General features: G+C 62.4%; 17 protein-coding genes. 8 read left to right on the plus strand and 9 right to left on the minus strand.

Translation table 11 applies throughout. The features are described from left to right. The first annotated feature begins 39 nt into the window (after window positions 1-39). Window positions 40-513, plus strand: a complete 474-nt coding sequence (locus AC1Q6I_RS24595; protein WP_024074054.1) for a cyclic nucleotide-binding domain-containing protein — start codon at window positions 40-42, stop codon at window positions 511-513. On the opposite strand, the gene AC1Q6I_RS24600 is transcribed toward AC1Q6I_RS24595, so the two are convergent. After that, a complete protein-coding gene (locus AC1Q6I_RS24600) occupies window positions 510-788 on the minus strand; it encodes a hypothetical protein (protein WP_041160864.1) in 279 nt (92 codons plus the stop codon). The two genes, AC1Q6I_RS24595 and AC1Q6I_RS24600, sit on opposite strands and share 4 nt — an antisense overlap. 78 nt (window positions 789-866) lie before the next feature. On the opposite strand from AC1Q6I_RS24600, the gene AC1Q6I_RS24605 reads away from it, so the two are divergent. Beyond that, entirely contained in the window at window positions 867-1,553 is a 687-nt protein-coding gene (locus AC1Q6I_RS24605) for a spermidine synthase (protein WP_024074052.1), read from the plus strand. A gap of 71 nt (window positions 1,554-1,624) precedes the next feature. Here AC1Q6I_RS24605 and AC1Q6I_RS24610 read toward each other — a convergent pair whose 3' ends face one another. Then, window positions 1,625-2,545, minus strand: a complete 921-nt coding sequence (locus AC1Q6I_RS24610; protein WP_069075440.1) for a ParB/Srx family N-terminal domain-containing protein — start codon at window positions 2,543-2,545, stop codon at window positions 1,625-1,627. Between the two features lie 151 nt (window positions 2,546-2,696). Here AC1Q6I_RS24610 and AC1Q6I_RS24615 point away from each other — a divergent pair, with 151 nt between their 5' ends. The 3 genes from AC1Q6I_RS24615 (at window position 2,697) to AC1Q6I_RS24625 (ending at window position 4,252) form a co-directional block, all read left to right on the plus strand. Continuing rightward, a complete protein-coding gene (locus tag AC1Q6I_RS24615) occupies window positions 2,697-3,071 on the plus strand; it encodes a YajD family HNH nuclease (RefSeq protein WP_003210675.1) in 375 nt (124 codons plus the stop codon). A gap of 294 nt (window positions 3,072-3,365) precedes the next feature. Further along, window positions 3,366-3,833, plus strand: coding sequence for an RNA methyltransferase (locus AC1Q6I_RS24620; protein ID WP_003210674.1), 468 nt, complete (start codon window positions 3,366-3,368; stop codon window positions 3,831-3,833). 68 nt (window positions 3,834-3,901) lie between these two features. After that, window positions 3,902-4,252, plus strand: a complete 351-nt coding sequence (locus AC1Q6I_RS24625; RefSeq protein WP_024074050.1) for a YgaP family membrane protein — start codon at window positions 3,902-3,904, stop codon at window positions 4,250-4,252. 85 nt (window positions 4,253-4,337) lie between these two features. Here the strand turns inward: AC1Q6I_RS24625 and AC1Q6I_RS24630 are convergent, their stop codons facing one another. Beyond that, a complete protein-coding gene (locus AC1Q6I_RS24630; protein WP_102625246.1) occupies window positions 4,338-5,558 on the minus strand; it encodes a hypothetical protein in 1,221 nt (406 codons plus the stop codon). 13 nt (window positions 5,559-5,571) lie between these two features. Further along, window positions 5,572-6,021, minus strand: coding sequence for a YcgN family cysteine cluster protein (locus AC1Q6I_RS24635; RefSeq protein WP_024074048.1), 450 nt, complete (start codon window positions 6,019-6,021; stop codon window positions 5,572-5,574). A 288-nt stretch (window positions 6,022-6,309) separates the two neighbouring features. Here AC1Q6I_RS24635 and AC1Q6I_RS24640 point away from each other — a divergent pair, with 288 nt between their 5' ends. Next, window positions 6,310-6,903 carry a nitroreductase family protein gene (locus tag AC1Q6I_RS24640; RefSeq protein WP_102625245.1) on the plus strand — a complete coding sequence of 198 codons (594 nt, stop codon included), beginning with the start codon at window positions 6,310-6,312 and terminating at the stop codon, window positions 6,901-6,903. 48 nt (window positions 6,904-6,951) lie between these two features. On the opposite strand, the gene AC1Q6I_RS24645 is transcribed toward AC1Q6I_RS24640, so the two are convergent. From AC1Q6I_RS24645 to AC1Q6I_RS24665, 5 genes are all read right to left on the minus strand, one after another. After that, complete coding sequence (locus tag AC1Q6I_RS24645) at window positions 6,952-7,884, minus strand: D-2-hydroxyacid dehydrogenase (protein ID WP_102625244.1); 933 nt, start codon at window positions 7,882-7,884, stop codon at window positions 6,952-6,954. A gap of 107 nt (window positions 7,885-7,991) precedes the next feature. Continuing rightward, window positions 7,992-8,285 carry a YcgL domain-containing protein gene (locus AC1Q6I_RS24650; protein WP_024074045.1) on the minus strand — a complete coding sequence of 98 codons (294 nt, stop codon included), beginning with the start codon at window positions 8,283-8,285 and terminating at the stop codon, window positions 7,992-7,994. Next, window positions 8,282-9,415, minus strand: a complete 1,134-nt coding sequence (gene rnd / locus AC1Q6I_RS24655; protein ID WP_102625243.1) for a ribonuclease D — start codon at window positions 9,413-9,415, stop codon at window positions 8,282-8,284. The genes AC1Q6I_RS24650 and rnd overlap by 4 nt, the downstream gene beginning before the upstream one ends. A 122-nt stretch (window positions 9,416-9,537) precedes the next feature. Further along, entirely contained in the window at window positions 9,538-10,137 is a 600-nt protein-coding gene (locus tag AC1Q6I_RS24660; RefSeq protein ID WP_024074043.1) for a class I SAM-dependent methyltransferase, read from the minus strand. A gap of 101 nt (window positions 10,138-10,238) precedes the next feature. Then, entirely contained in the window at window positions 10,239-11,609 is a 1,371-nt protein-coding gene (locus AC1Q6I_RS24665) for a glutamine synthetase family protein (RefSeq protein ID WP_102625242.1), read from the minus strand. 490 nt (window positions 11,610-12,099) lie between these two features. Here AC1Q6I_RS24665 and AC1Q6I_RS24670 point away from each other — a divergent pair, with 490 nt between their 5' ends. Both AC1Q6I_RS24670 and AC1Q6I_RS24675 read left to right on the plus strand, forming a co-directional pair. Further along, on the plus strand, window positions 12,100-12,873 hold the full coding sequence (locus AC1Q6I_RS24670; RefSeq protein WP_102625241.1) for a transporter substrate-binding domain-containing protein: 774 nt from the start codon (window positions 12,100-12,102) through the stop codon (window positions 12,871-12,873). Window positions 12,874-12,923: 50 nt separating this feature from the next. Beyond that, entirely contained in the window at window positions 12,924-13,763 is an 840-nt protein-coding gene (locus tag AC1Q6I_RS24675) for a cache domain-containing protein (protein ID WP_102625240.1), read from the plus strand. Window positions 13,764-14,013: the final 250 nt, after the last annotated feature.

The raw sequence follows: 14,013 nt of genomic DNA on the forward strand, positions 1-14,013 counted from the left end.
ACACAGGACCGCCACCTTTGATGGACCAAGATTGCAGCCATGGCACTACCGACGCTAATGAACACCGAAATCCGCGACATGCTCATGGACTGCGGCCTGTTCGACCCGTTGTTGCCGGAAGACTTTCACGTCGCCGCCGGCTACTTCAATATCAGCAGCATTGCCGAGGGCGAGGTGATTTTCCTCGAGGGCGATGCTGGCACCTTCATGTGCATCCTCCACAGTGGCCAGGTGGCGGTACAGAAAACCAACCACAATGGCCAACGCCTGACCATCGCCACCCTGCGCAGTGGCCGGGCCTTCGGTGAAATGGCAGTGCTCGACGGCGAGCGACGTTCCGCCAGCTGCGTGGCCGCCAGCGACTGCGTCTTGTTGAGCCTGGGCAAGGACGCCCTGGAAAAGATGCTCAATGAAACGCCCCGTGTGGCGGCTAAGATCATCCGCGCAATCGCCATCGCATTGTCCAAGCGCCTGCGCATGGCCGATGGGCAATTACTGTCCCAACAGTTTTAACCGCCGGGCGACTTCGGCTTGCTGTCGTTCTGCTGCAAGCCGGGCACCGTCTGGTCCTTCGGCGGCGTCGGCAATACGATCGGCGCCAAGGCGGGGGAGCCGTTGGTCTTGGGCACGGCCGGCGGGGTGACTTGCGGGTACAACGTCGGCGTCGGGGTGCCCGGTGCGCCTGGGGTTGGCGCTGGCGCGACCGGTACGGTTTGTAACTCCTGAGCCTGCGCCGCACCCAATGCGAGCGCGCTCAACACAATGACCGTTAGAATGCTGCACTTCATCGATGGCTCCATGGCCTGACCGGAATGTCGTAAGGCTACTCCCAACCGCGCAAGAATGCCCTTCCCAATGAGATTTCCATGAAACGTTTCGTTCTGCTCGACACCACCCCGATCCCCGATAACGGCGGTGCCTTGTGCCTGTTCGAGTACGGTGAAGATTTTGTCATCAAGATCCAGGGCGGTGACGGCGGCCAGTTGATGAACACGCGCATGCACGGTTCCGAAGACGCCCTGGCGGAAATTCCTTGCCGAAAAGTCGCCGGCCGCCCCGGTTCGCGGGTATTGATTGGCGGCCTGGGCATGGGCTTCACCCTGGCGTCGGCGCTCAAGCATTTGGGCAAGACCGCCGAGGTGGTGGTGGCTGAACTGGTGCCGGGCGTCGTGGAGTGGAACCGCGGGCCCTTGGGGGAAAAAGCCGGGCGCCCGCTGCTCGACCCGCGCACGCTGATTCGCCTGGAAGACGTGGCCAAGGTGCTGCAGGCCGAGCCCCAGGGCTTTGACGCGATCATGCTCGATGTGGACAACGGCCCCGAAGGCCTCACGCAAAAAGCCAACAGCTGGCTTTACTCCGCCGGTGGCTTGGCGGCCTGCGCCAAGGCCCTGCGGCCCAAGGGCGTGTTGGCCGTATGGTCGGCCAGTGCCGACAAGCTGTTCAGCGACAAACTGCGCAAGGCCGGTTTCAAGGCCGAGGAAGTGCAGGTGTTCGCCCATGGCAACAAGGGCACCCGGCACACCATCTGGATTGCGGAAAAGCTCAAGGGCTGAGCACCATTAACCAAACGCTGAAAATCCAATATGGGAGGGGGCTTGCCCCCTCCCACATTTTTGATCCCCGATCAGTGGTGGGATTTGCGGTAATCGATCACATACGGCACTTTTTTGTCGAAGGTCTTCTCCAGCTCATCGCGGTCCAACTGGGGCATGCCGCCCAGTTGATGGGCGGTAAAGCCGCTATCCCCCACCTGTGAACCCGGCGCCAGGCTGACCATGCGCTTGGCCACCGCTTCGATGGCATCCTTGTAGCCGCCTTTCTTGTTCAGGTTGTACTGGCCCAGGTCCACCTGCGTGCGCAGCCAGTTACCCCAATAGAACTCCAGGAACTCCGGCGCGATCTCCCCAGCATCCGGCTTGCCATAGGCGGCCTTGCGGGTGAAATACACCAGGCTGCGGAAGGTGTCGTCCTGCAGGTTCTTGAACCCCAGGTGCGCCGGCAGTTGCTCCGGTGGCAGGGTCTGGCCTTGGTTGTCCTTGAGCCAGACCTTGCGGGCCGCTTCCATGCGCTGCCAGAAGCTCGCCATGTTCGGGCTGTTGCTGAAGTCGTCGGTGACCTTGACCCACATCTTCAAGCGCGGGCCGCCGCCGGGCACTTCCCACAAGGTGGTGAAACTGTGGTGACCGTCGGTCAGGTACAGCTGCCCGGCTGGGCCGACCACCACGGTTTTCATGTCCTCGGGATGGGTGCCCACCGGGTCCTTGCAGGTGAAGCTGTCGGGCTGGTGCAGGTCAGCCTTGCCGGGCACCTTGTCGGCCTCGCCCTGGCCATTGGTTTCGCAGTACTCATCGAAGACCTTGGCGGGCTTGTCGGCAAACAGCCCCAGGCTGTAGTAGATCTGGTCGAACCCCACCACGGCCTGGGTGGGGTGCAACTGGTCGAGGGCCACCTCGATCACCTGGCCGGGCTTGGGCGTGGAGAACGCCTGGGCTTGCGCCGTGAGGGCGCAGAGTAGAAGTGCAACTGTCCATGTAGGTAAACGCATAGGTTTCAGATCCTTATGAATTGAGTGAACCGATACTACAAACGATCGCCGGCGCCAGGCTGTACGGTTGCTGAAAAAGCCAGCGGTCATTTGCCCCGCAAGCGGCTAGAATCAACGCTATCCGTGACCCACCAAACAGCCAGGAGCCATGATGAGCTCGACCAACCCGCCCTCCCACACCGCCAAGCTGGACCGCATCCTTGCCGATGCCCAACGCGACCGGGAAATGGGCTACCGCGACAAAGCCCTGAAAATGTACCCCCACGTGTGCGGCCGTTGCGCCCGTGAGTTCGCCGGCAAACGCTTGAGTGAACTGACCGTACACCACCGTAACCACAATCATGATGACAATCCCCAGGACGGCTCCAACTGGGAACTGCTCTGCCTGTATTGCCACGACAACGAACACTCGCGCTACACCGACCAGCAGTACTTCGGCGAAGGCTCCACCAGCAGCCCGACGATTGCCAAGGCCACGCACAACCCGTTTGCGGCGTTGGCGGGGTTGATGAAGAAAGACGATTGAAATCCTTGTGGTGAGCAGGCTTGTTGTGGCGGGCACAAGCGCTATCTATTTGTGGCGAGCGGGCTTGCCCCGCGTTGGGCTGCGCAGCAGCCCCAAAACCAGCCGCTCCTGCAATATCTGATACACCGCATTTTGCTTTATTGGGGCTGCTGCGCAGCCCAACGCGGGGCAAGCCCGCTCGCCACAACAAACCTGCTCGCCACAGTAGGCCTGCTCACCACAGAAAGCCTGCTCGGCCCAAAGTCGTCGCCATTGCCCGTATAATCGCCGCTTTTATCCAAGGCACCCTTCCCCGTGGGCAATAAACGCTACAGCTGCATCGGTCTGTATAACCCAAAATCCCCCGAAAACGTCGGCTCGGTGATGCGTGCCGCCGGCTGCTACGGCGTGGCCTCGGTGTTCTACACCGGCAAGCGTTACGAGCGCGCCCGGGATTTCATCACCGACACCAAGAAGGTCCACCACGACATTCCGTTGATCGGTATCGATGACCTGAAGAAGATCCTGCCGCTCGGTTGCATCCCCGTCGCCGTCGAGCTGGTGGAGGGCGCCCGCCCGCTGCCCGAATACACCCACCCCGACCGCGCCCTGTATATCTTCGGCCCGGAAGACGGCTCGCTGGATAAAGAGATTCGCGACTGGTGCGAAGACGTGATCTACATCCCGACCACCGGCTGCATGAACCTCGCCGCCACTGTCAACGTGGTGCTCTACGACCGCCTGGCCAAGGGCAATAACACCCGCTCGGGGCCCAAGTACTGATTTTCCGGGAACATCCGCCGCCTGCAAACAGTCAGCTGCATATCACTAGCCCTTGTTGGAGACAGATCATGAGCGACAGCAAATCCCTGCGACCCATCATCGAACACACCCCTTTTGAAACCCGCCCCACACAGAACGTGCATGGCTGGGAACGCATCGGCTCGGTGGCGGGTGGCGTGATAATGGTTGGCAAAGGCCTGCGTCGTGGCGGGATTTTCGGGCTGATTCAGGTGGCCATTGGGGGGGTGGCACTGACCCGTGGTTTTACCGGACACAGCACGCTCAAGGACAAGCTGGAACAAGGTCGCCAGGAAATGAACAGCGTACGCACCAAGATCGAACGCGCCGGTGCAGAGCTGAAAAACCTCAAGACCAAGGCCGAAGTGGCGGCTGAGAAGGCTACAAAAACCGCGGGGTGATCCAAGCCTTCGGTATGGTGGGGATCCAAATAAATATGGGAGGGGCTTGCCCCTCCCACATGTTGCTTGGTGCATGGCTCGGATTTCAGCGTAACAACTTGCTGTCGAGCACCACCGACGATTCGCCGATGATGCTCTCAGCCAACTGCACAAACTCCGCGGTAGTGATGCTGTTCGCACGCATCACCGCCTGGGCCAGGTCATCGAGGGAACGCTTGTTGTGGGTTTTCACGCGGATCTCGCGGTCCAGCTCCTGCATCATCACCACGGCCCGCGCCACAATCGCTGCGCTGACGTGCTCGCCGCGCAGGCTGGTGACGTCCTTGCCTTCCTTGGCCAGCCTGGCCTGTATCGCCGCATACCGTTCATCGGTGATGCCTCCGGCACGGCGCACCAGTTCAATGGCGTAGTACTCTCCCAGGCCTTCGCTGATCCAGTCACTGGTGTCATGGTCGTTGAAACGGCCAATCGCCTGCACCACTTCGCGAATCAACGGGCTGCTGCCATTCTCGCTGACCAACGGCGTGCGGCTGTTGAGGTAGATCGAGTCGCGCGAAGAGAACACACCCCGGCGCATCGGGTCGCTGGCGCCGACCACCAGGAGCTTGGCGGGATGGCGTGGAAAGGCGGTTTCCACTTGCGGCCAGACGAAGGTCAGCAGCGTCAGCACATCCATGCGGCGCATGGCCTGGCCCTTGGGCGAGGCCACTGTGACTTCGGTTTCGCCCAGGCGCACACGGCGGCTGCCCAGGTTGCCGGCGAGCATCCAGCCAGTGGGGCGGTCGAACAGGCGTGAAACGTTGTCAATGCGGAACTTGTTCTTGCCAATGCGCGGCCAGGCGGTTTCGACGCTCTTCCAGCCGGCCGGCAGCTCGAACGCCAGGCGCGACACCAGCTCGACGCCATCCTGCTGGTCAAGCCGCGCAGTGGGCACCAGGTCTTCACCGCGAAACAGCGCCCAGCTCGGCGTCATCCGTGTGTCATACAGGCCCGGCTTACGTGCGTGGGTGAGGCGTACGCGGTAGGTCAGGCTGGCCTTGTCGGCGCTGGGCTGCCACACGCCACGGTGGCCACTGACTTTCCATTGCCCATCGGCCTTGAAGTCGCTGTAGTCGCCGTCATGGCCCAGGTCGAAGTTCAGGCTGCGCACCGCCGAACCCTGGGACAGGCTCACGCGGACCTCGGCCTGATCGCTCAGGGGCAGCAGCTTGACGTGATAATCCAGGTCGACTTTCTTCGCGCACCACGCCGGCATGCTCAGCGTCAGCAACACCAGGCTTGTCGCCAGCTTGGTTCCCACGGTCATACACACTCCTTTTTCAGCCGGCGCGGAAGATCAGGTAATCCTCCCAGTCATCTTCGGGCACGCTGCCTTCGCTGAGCATGCGCCCCGACTGGGAAATGCGTTCGTGGTGCACGGCGTCGCGGTCGCCGCAGACCAGGTGGTGCCACAGCGGCAGGTCCTTGCGCTCGCTGACCAGGCGATAGCCGCAGGTGGGCGGCAACCATTTGAACTGGTCGGCCTGGCCCGGGGTGAGCTGGATGCAGTCAGGCACCGAGTCGCGGCGGTTGGGATAGTCGGTGCACTGGCAGGTTTTCAGGTCCAGCAGTTTGCAGGCGATGCGCGTGTAATAGACGCTGTTGTCGTCTTCGTCCTCAAGCTTTTGCAGGCAGCACAGGCCACAGCCGTCGCACAACGACTCCCACTCCTCTTGGTCGAGCTGCTCAAGGGTTTTGCGTATCCAGAAGGGTTCGACTTTGGCGGCCATGGCTCTACATCAGTATCGGAATGTGAAAAGGCCGCCAGTCTAGTGCCCATAGCCCCCGCGGCCAAGCGCTTACGACTGGCGGTGTTGCAAGACTTGTCAGCGACTATTCATCGCAGTAGCTTTGTGGGCCGCAAAGGCCCCGTGTCGTGAGCCATAAATGCGTGACCGCATTGCCCCGATGCCCTATGGAGCCTTGAAAAAACCTTCGCCGAGCGCATCGGTGCGCCGTTTTTTTGAATCTGCGCCTGCCTGTCCAACCGTACCCATCATCGTCGTCAGGAACTGTTCATGAGCACAAACCCACGCGTTGCCGATTACCCGATCCACACCCAGTTCACCGAACGCTGGTCGCCGCGCGCCTTTACCGGTGAAAGCATTCCGCAGGAAACCTTGCTGAGTTTCTTCGAAGCCGCCCGCTGGGCGCCGTCGGCCTACAACTCGCAGCCATGGCGCTTTCTCTATGCGCGTCGTGACACAGCGGACTGGGAGCGTTTCCTCGGCCTGCTGAACGAATTCAACCGTGGCTGGGCACAACATGCGTCGGCCCTGGTGATCATCGCCTCGAAGACCGACTTCATCGCCCCCGGCGCCACGGAAGAAACCCCGGCGCTGTGGCACACCTTCGACACCGGCTCGGCCTGGGGCCACCTGGCGCTGCAAGCCAGCCTCAGCGGCTGGTACACCCACGGCATGGCCGGCTTCGATCAGGAGCTGACCCGCAAAGAGCTGAAGATTCCTGAGGGTTACGCACTGCATGCGGCGGTAGCCGTGGGCAAGCTGGGCGACAAGTCGACCCTGCCTGAGTACCTGCAAGGCCGTGAAGTGCCGAGCCCGCGCAAGCCGTTGAGCGAGCTGGTATCGGAAGGTGACTTCAGCCTCTGAAACTGTGGGAGGGGGCTTGCCCCCTCCCACATTCTCTCCCGCGTCAGGTCAGTAACCGCGCTCGAAATCCACTTCGCCGCGCAAGGCCTGCTTGGCCTGATACGCGCGCACGTTCTGCACGAACAGATCCACCATCATCCGTGGCGAGGTTGGCGCCGAGCTGTGCCCGGTCAACAGCAGGCCCCAGGCGGTCCAGAACGGGTGGCGTTGCGGCAGCGGTTCCTGGCGGCAGACGTCGATGACCGCGCCGGCCAGGTGCCCTTCCTTCAAAGCCTCGACCAGGTCGGCATCGACCACGGCCACACCGCGCCCGACGTTGATAAACAAAGCGGTCGGCTTGAATTGCTTGAACAGTGCCGCGTCGTAGAGGTCATGGGTATTGGGCGTGTTGGGCAGCAGGTTGATCACATAATCCGCCTCCCCCACCAGGCGGCCCAACTGATCAGGCCCGGCCACTTCGATAAACGGCGCCTGTTCCCGAGCGGTGCTGGCGACGCCGTACAGCTTGACGCCAAACGGCACCAGGAACTCGGCCACGCGCTGGCCGATATCACCGGTGCCGACGATCAGCGCCGTGCGCCCCGCCAGGCTCTGGCCCATGCGGTTGTCCCACTTGCGCTCGACCTGGCTGACCAGGCGCGCCAGCACTTCGCGTTCATGGCCAAGCATGTAGGTGAGGACGAACTCCGCCATGACCTGGCCGAAAATGCCCACGGCGCGGGTCAGGCGATAGTTGCGCGGCAAGCCATCGGCCAGCAGCGGCGTAATGCCGGCCCAGGTCGACTGCAGCCACTGCGGGTGATGGCCTTGGCGCAGCAGGGTCGCCAGCAGGTCCGGCTGGCCCAGCCACACCGGGCAGTCGGCGGCCAGGCGCGACAGCTCGGCCGAATCGCCGCTGGTCAACACCTCAAGGTCAGGGGCCGCTTCGCTCAGCAACTGGGCGTAGAGCGGGTGATCCTGTTCAGCAATCAGAACACGCATGGTTCAAACCTTTCAAAAACAGTGCAGACGGCCGCCCGCTTCCCTACGGCCACCGCCCACTCATACGATTGCGTTGAATACGGTGCCCTGGACAGGGCACTGACCGATCACATCGGATCGTTGCGTCGCAACAGCTCTTCGGGCAAGTGCTCGATGTACTCGTCCTCGGCCGGCGGCATTTGCAGGTGGTAGCCCTGCTTGTCGAGGTTTTCCAGCACGACAATGATGTCTTCGCGCGACAGCTTGCGCTCCGGCGTCAGCACCATGTCGAAGGCGTGGTGCGGCTTGCCGAACGCAACCATCAACGGCTCCGGCACGCGCTCCAGAGCGTCGCTTTTCAGCACGTAGAGGTACATGCCGTCTTTTTTCAAGCTGCGATAGATGGAGCAGATACGTTTCAAGGCTGTTCTCCGGCAGTGGCCAGGCTGTCGAGCAGCGCCTGGCCCATCAACTCGCGGCGCCAGCCACGCAGCGAGTCTGGCAGTTTATAAGGCCCATCGGGGTAGCCACTTTTGACCAGGGCTTCGAGGGTTTTCTTGCGCAGCATCAGTTCCGGCGCCATGTCCAGGCGCTCGGCGAACGCCTGGCCGAGGGCGCGCAGTTGCTTGATCAGCGTGGCGGCGTCCACCGGCAGCGGTTCAGCCACGGCGGGCGGCCATTGGTCCATGGGCACGCTGCCGGCACGCTTGATCAGGTCCAGCAGGAACTGGCCGTCCTGACGCACGGTGCGCGGGTGCATGTCTTCGATTTTGCCCAGCGCGGCGAGGTTATCCGGCTGGGATTTGGCCAGGGGCCACAACGAGTGTTCGCGGATGATGCGGTTGCGTGGCAGGTCGCGGGCACGCGCTTGCTGCTCGCGCCAGGCACACAGCTCGCGCAATACGGCGAGTTGGGCACGGGACAATTTCCACGCCAGCTTGGCCTCGCGGTACACCTCGTACGGGTCGACTTCGCGGCGCAGGTTGGCCACCAGCTCGGCGCCGTCTTCCAGGACCCAGGCGTATTTGTCATCCGACAGTTGCGGGCGCAGGCGGATGTAGACCTCGGCCAGGTGCACCGCGTCTTCGGCGGCGTAGCTCACCTGGGTCTCGGACAAGGGGCGTTGCAGCCAGTCCGAGCGGGTCTCGCCCTTGGGCAGGTCGATGTCGAGCACGGCTTGCACCAGGCGCGAATAGCCCATGGAGAACCCGAGGTTCAGGTACGCCGCGGCCAATTGGGTGTCGAACAACGGCACCGGCAGGCTGCCGGTCAGGCGCAGCAACACTTCCAGGTCTTCGCTGCACGCGTGGACCACCTTGATCACCGCCGGGTTTTCCAGCAAGGCCGCCAGGGGTTGCCAATTGTCGATGGTCAGGGGGTCGATCAGGTAAGCACGCTGGCCATCGCCAATCTGGATCAGCCCGGCAATGGGATAAAAGGTATCGACCCGCATGAATTCGGTGTCGAGGGCGACGAATGGCAACTGCTGCCATTCGGCGCAATGCTGGCCGAGGCTATCGTTGTCGCAGATCCAGTGAATATCGATGGCCACACGGCTCTCCCTTGAAGAATGGCGCGCAGTATATATCGCGAAGGGGACTTGCGAGCACCCGCAGTGCACACGCAACCATGAAAACTCCGACAGGACGTGAAGAATAGTCCGACAGAATCGAATTATCCTTTCTTGCGCAGTACGTAGACCCGCCACAGGCTTGAGCCCGGCAGGAACTCCTGGTAGCTCAGGACTTTAAAGCCGGCTTCGCGGAACTCGCCCTCCACACGGTCACGGGAGGCCACCGACACGATCACCGTATCGCGACTGACCCGATGAAACTCGCTCAGCAATGCCAGGCGCGCTTCGCTGTTGGGTACATGGCGAAACAATTCCAGGCAGAAAATGCAATCCACCGCATTTGCCGACAACCCGATGGAAAACGCCGAACCCTGGAAGGTCTTGACCCGCTTGAGCAACGACGCCGGGTGATGGGTGCAGGCATGGTCGAGCATGCCCTGGGAGTTGTCCGAAGCCAGGATCACCCGGTTGACGTGCTCGGCCAACACCGGCCAGAACCGCCCCGAGCCACAGGCCAGGTCAAGGATCAGGCCGGGCTCGCCAGCGACTTTCAGCGCCTGGCGCACCAACCACTGGTCGCGCCACGATGCCAGGCGCCGACGCAGCCCGGGCGGGCGTGTGTCGCCGCAGACCCTCGCATGCTCACGGTCGCAGCGTTCGGCGTATTCAATCTCGATCGAAGAAAGGGGTTGTGACGACATCACAGGCTCATATGAGTGAAACAGTAGTGAACGACCTTGATTCGCAGCTTACCCATCGCAACGTGAAAAAAAGGTCGAAGGCGCCACTACCGTCAATCCGGTCAGGCCTGGTGCAGATACCAGCGCCAATCCTGCTCTCCCACCTCCCCCATGAACTGCCGGTACTCGGCGCGCTTCACCGCCAGGTACACCCCCAGAAACTCACGGCCAAACGCCTCCTGGGCCCAGCTTGAGCCTTCGAGTGCGCGCAGGGTGGTGAGCCAGTCGGTGGGTAGCAAATCCTGGGCCTGGGCGTAGCCGTTGCCTTCCACCGGGGCGCCGGGGTCGCGTTGTTCGCGGAGGCCACGGTGAATGCCAGCCAGGATCGCGGCAGCGGCCAGGTAGGGGTTGGCGTCGGCGCCGCAAATGCGGTGTTCGATATGCCGGGAGTGAGCCGGGCCGCCGGGGACGCGCAGGCTGACGGTGCGGTTATCCACGCCCCAGGTGGCGGCCAGGGGGGCATAGCTGTTGGTCTGGAAGCGGCGATAGGAGTTGGCGTTGGGGCAAAACATCAGCAGCGAATCGAGCAAGGTGCTGAGCATGCCGCCCACGGCGTGGCGCAGCAGCGGCGTACCGTCGGCGGCATCGCTGGCGAACAGGTTGTTGCCGTCGGCGTCGGCCAGGCTGACGTGCATGTGCATGCCGGTGCCCGCCAGGTCGTCGAATGGCTTGGCCATGAAGCAGGCCGTCATGCCGTGCTGATGGGCCACGCCCTTGACCAGGCGTTTGTAGCGCACCGCCTCGTCCATCGCTTGCAGGGCGTCGTAGCGATGCTCCAGGGTGATCTCCACCTGGCCCGGGGCGTATTCGGAAATCGCCGTGCGTGCCGGAATGCCTTGCAGCTTGCAGGCGCTGTAGAGGTCGGCCAGAAACGGTTCGATCTGCTCCAGCTCGCGCAGGCCGTAGACCTGGGTCGAGCGCGGCCGACCGCCATCCACATCCCGTGCAGGCTGCGGGCGGCCGTGGCTGTCGGGTTTCTGGTCGAGCAGGTAGAACTCCAGCTCTGCGGCCATCACCGGGTAGTAGCCGTCGGCCTTGAGCCCGTCGATCACCCTGGCCAGCAAATGCCGGGGGTCGGCCACGGTCGCGGGCAAACCTTCGGTGGGGTGCATGCTGACTTGCACCGCCGCCGTGGGAATCAGACGCCAGGGCATGGGTTGCAGACTGCCGCTGATCGGGTAGGCGCGACAGTCGATATCGCCGACGTCCCACACCAGGCCGGAATTTTCCACGTCATCGCCGTTGATGGTCAGGCCCAGGATAGTGCTGGGCAACGGGCGACCGCTTTCATACACCGCCAGCAGTTCGTCGCGATGCAATAACTTGCCGCGCGGCACACCGTTGTTGTCGAGGATAAACAGCTCGAACATCTCGATGTGCGGATGCTGTTCAAGGAAAGACTGGGCTTCGTGCAGGCAGGCAAACACACTCATGGGGTTTCTCATACGGTTGCGTCAGGCAGGCACACAGGCGCCGCCGGGCAGATGCGCACACGTGTGCGTCATCCATGGGGAGGGTCAGCGTAGGAGAGGGGTATCTGGTGGGCGCGCATGTCGGCAGTGGAACAGGGCCCAGAAAGCCAGTTCGGAGGGTAACGCCTCGACATCGGTGGGACCGCTCGGCGCACACGCGCCAGGCAAGGTCTCGAGGTAAGTGTCGGGGGAACCGTCCATGGGTGAATCACAGTGAGGGAGATGCCCGGCAGCGTCACATGCCTGCACAGGCGGTTAAATTCAGGCTTGACGGAGTTTGGTTGCGCGTTGGCTAAACATTCGCCCCCCTGCTGCGCGTCGCCCTGGAAGAGCGAGCTTGCCCGCGAAGGTCGTTAACGATCACGCCAGTAGCCAGGCTAAACTCAGCGCCCTTGAGTTCTTCGCGAGCCAGCTCGCGCCTACAAAAAAACGCCCCCGAGGACAAGATCGCATGAAAGCTTCTCTAGCCCTGTGTGTACTGGCAAGCGTGACGACCTGCGCCCTGGCCGACACCCCCTCCTCGCGCCTCGACGACGTGCTCCAGCGCGGCACGCTGACCGTCTGCACCACCGGCGACTACAAGCCCTACACCTCATTGCGTGCCGATGGCGGGTATGAAGGCATTGATATCGCCATGGCCGAATCCCTGGCCAAGAGCCTCAATGCGCAGATCAAGTGGGTGCCTACCACCTGGAAAACCTTGATGCCGGACTTCCTCGCCCAACGTTGCGACATCGCCGTGGGTGGCATTTCGGTGTCGCTGGAACGCCAGAAAAAGGCCTTCTTCAGCCAGGCGCTCGGCGTAGACGGCAAGATTCCGCTGGTGCGCTGCGCGGACGTGCAGCGCTACCAGACCGTCGAGCAGATCAACCAACCCCAGGTCAGGGTGATCGAACCGGCAGGCGGCACCAACGAAGTGTTCGCCCGCGCCCACCTGGGCCAGGCGCAGATACGCCTGCATGACAACGTGACGATCTTCGACGAACTGCTCGCGGGCAAGGCTGACGTGATGATCACCGACGCCAGCGAAGCGCGTTACCAGCAGAAGCTCAAGCCCGGACTGTGCGCGGTCAACCCCGAGCGGCAGATGCAGTACAGCGAGAAAGCCTTCCTGCTGCCCCGCGATGATGTGGCGTGGAAGAGTTACGTCGACCAGTGGTTGCACCTGAGCGTGGCCACCGGGGTCTACGATGGCATCGTCAATCAATGGCTGGCGGCGCCCTGAACCACAGCCGTCTAAGCTGTGGTCACATCAATAAGAATGAGGGATGGGTCATGAAGGGACTGCTGCGCATCACCTGGCTGCTGCTGTTGGGTATGAGCCAGGTGCACGCCACCACCACTCAGGATGAAGACGCGCATGCCGCCAAGGCCCTGCTGGAAAAAGCCTTGGCTTACTACCAGAGCAATGGCGACAAGGCCTTCGCAGCCTTCAGCCGCCAGGGTGAGTTTGTCGACCATGACCGCTACGTGTTCGTGGTCGACACCCAAGGCGTATTGCTGGCCAGCGGCGGGCCTTCCTCGGCCTTGATCGGTCGCGATGTGTCCGAGGTGCTGGGGCCGGATTTGCGCCAGTCGTTCAAGGACGCGCTCAAGGTGCCGGAAGGCCAGGGTATCCAGCAGGCCGACTACCGTTGGCAGAACTGGAACGACGGCAAGGTCGAGCACAAGCATGTGTTTTACCAACGCGTGGGCGAACGCATCGTGGCGGTGGGTTACTACATGCCGCGGGCCACGCCGGAACAGGCCCGGGCCCTGCGGGACAAGGCAGTGAAGGCGCTGGTCAAGGATGAAGCCGGCACGCTCAAGGCGATCAACTCGTTGCAGGGTGGCTTCCTGCAAGATGATCTCTACGTGTTCGTCGTGGACCTGAACACCCAGCGTTATGTCGCCCATGGCACCAACCTGCGACTGATCAATACCGACTTCAGCAAGATCAAGGACCCGGATGGCAAGCCGGTGGGCGAGCCGATCCTGAAGATGATGGCGGAGCAGGACCAGGGTGAATACAAATACCGCTGGAAGAATCCGGTGACCAATAAGGTCGAACACAAGCATGCGTATGTGCGCAAGACCGGGCATTTCATGGTGGCGGTGGGTTACTACAGCCCCTGAGGGGACTTGGAATGCGATTCGCTGTAAGAAGTCCCGCTTGCCCCCTGTGGCTGTGGCAAGCGGGCTTGTTGTGGCGAGCGGGCTTGCCCCGCGTTGGGCTGCGAAGCAGCCCCAATACAGCAGAATGCGGTGTATCAGATATTGCCGGGGTGGTTGGTTTTGGGGCTGCTGCGGGGACTGTCAGATATTTTGTGTGCGGGCCGGTAACGGCCTGCCGTCAGGCAGGCCGTGCTTTTACCAGGTCGGCCTG

Source organism: Pseudomonas sp. MPR-R2A5 (assembly GCF_058793055.1).

Bases quoted from the DNA above. Each gene is read 5' to 3' on its own strand.
- AC1Q6I_RS24640 (WP_102625245.1), top strand. From the start codon at position 6,310: ATGAGCACAAACCCACGCGTTGCCGATTACCCGATCCACACCCAGTTC.
- AC1Q6I_RS24670 (WP_102625241.1), top strand. From the start codon at position 12,100: ATGAAAGCTTCTCTAGCCCTGTGTGTACTGGCAAGCGTGACGACCTGC.
- AC1Q6I_RS24615 (WP_003210675.1), top strand. From the start codon at position 2,697: ATGAGCTCGACCAACCCGCCCTCCCACACCGCCAAGCTGGACCGCATC.
- AC1Q6I_RS24600 (WP_041160864.1), bottom strand. From the start codon at position 788: ATGAAGTGCAGCATTCTAACGGTCATTGTGTTGAGCGCGCTCGCATTG.
- AC1Q6I_RS24665 (WP_102625242.1), bottom strand. From the start codon at position 11,609: ATGAGTGTGTTTGCCTGCCTGCACGAAGCCCAGTCTTTCCTTGAACAG.
- AC1Q6I_RS24645 (WP_102625244.1), bottom strand. From the start codon at position 7,884: ATGCGTGTTCTGATTGCTGAACAGGATCACCCGCTCTACGCCCAGTTG.
- AC1Q6I_RS24595 (WP_024074054.1), top strand. From the start codon at position 40: ATGGCACTACCGACGCTAATGAACACCGAAATCCGCGACATGCTCATG.
- AC1Q6I_RS24630 (WP_102625246.1), bottom strand. From the start codon at position 5,558: ATGACCGTGGGAACCAAGCTGGCGACAAGCCTGGTGTTGCTGACGCTG.
- AC1Q6I_RS24635 (WP_024074048.1), bottom strand. From the start codon at position 6,021: ATGGCCGCCAAAGTCGAACCCTTCTGGATACGCAAAACCCTTGAGCAG.
- AC1Q6I_RS24625 (WP_024074050.1), top strand. From the start codon at position 3,902: ATGAGCGACAGCAAATCCCTGCGACCCATCATCGAACACACCCCTTTT.
- AC1Q6I_RS24610 (WP_069075440.1), bottom strand. From the start codon at position 2,545: ATGCGTTTACCTACATGGACAGTTGCACTTCTACTCTGCGCCCTCACG.
- AC1Q6I_RS24660 (WP_024074043.1), bottom strand. From the start codon at position 10,137: ATGTCGTCACAACCCCTTTCTTCGATCGAGATTGAATACGCCGAACGC.
- AC1Q6I_RS24675 (WP_102625240.1), top strand. From the start codon at position 12,924: ATGAAGGGACTGCTGCGCATCACCTGGCTGCTGCTGTTGGGTATGAGC.
- AC1Q6I_RS24605 (WP_024074052.1), top strand. From the start codon at position 867: ATGAAACGTTTCGTTCTGCTCGACACCACCCCGATCCCCGATAACGGC.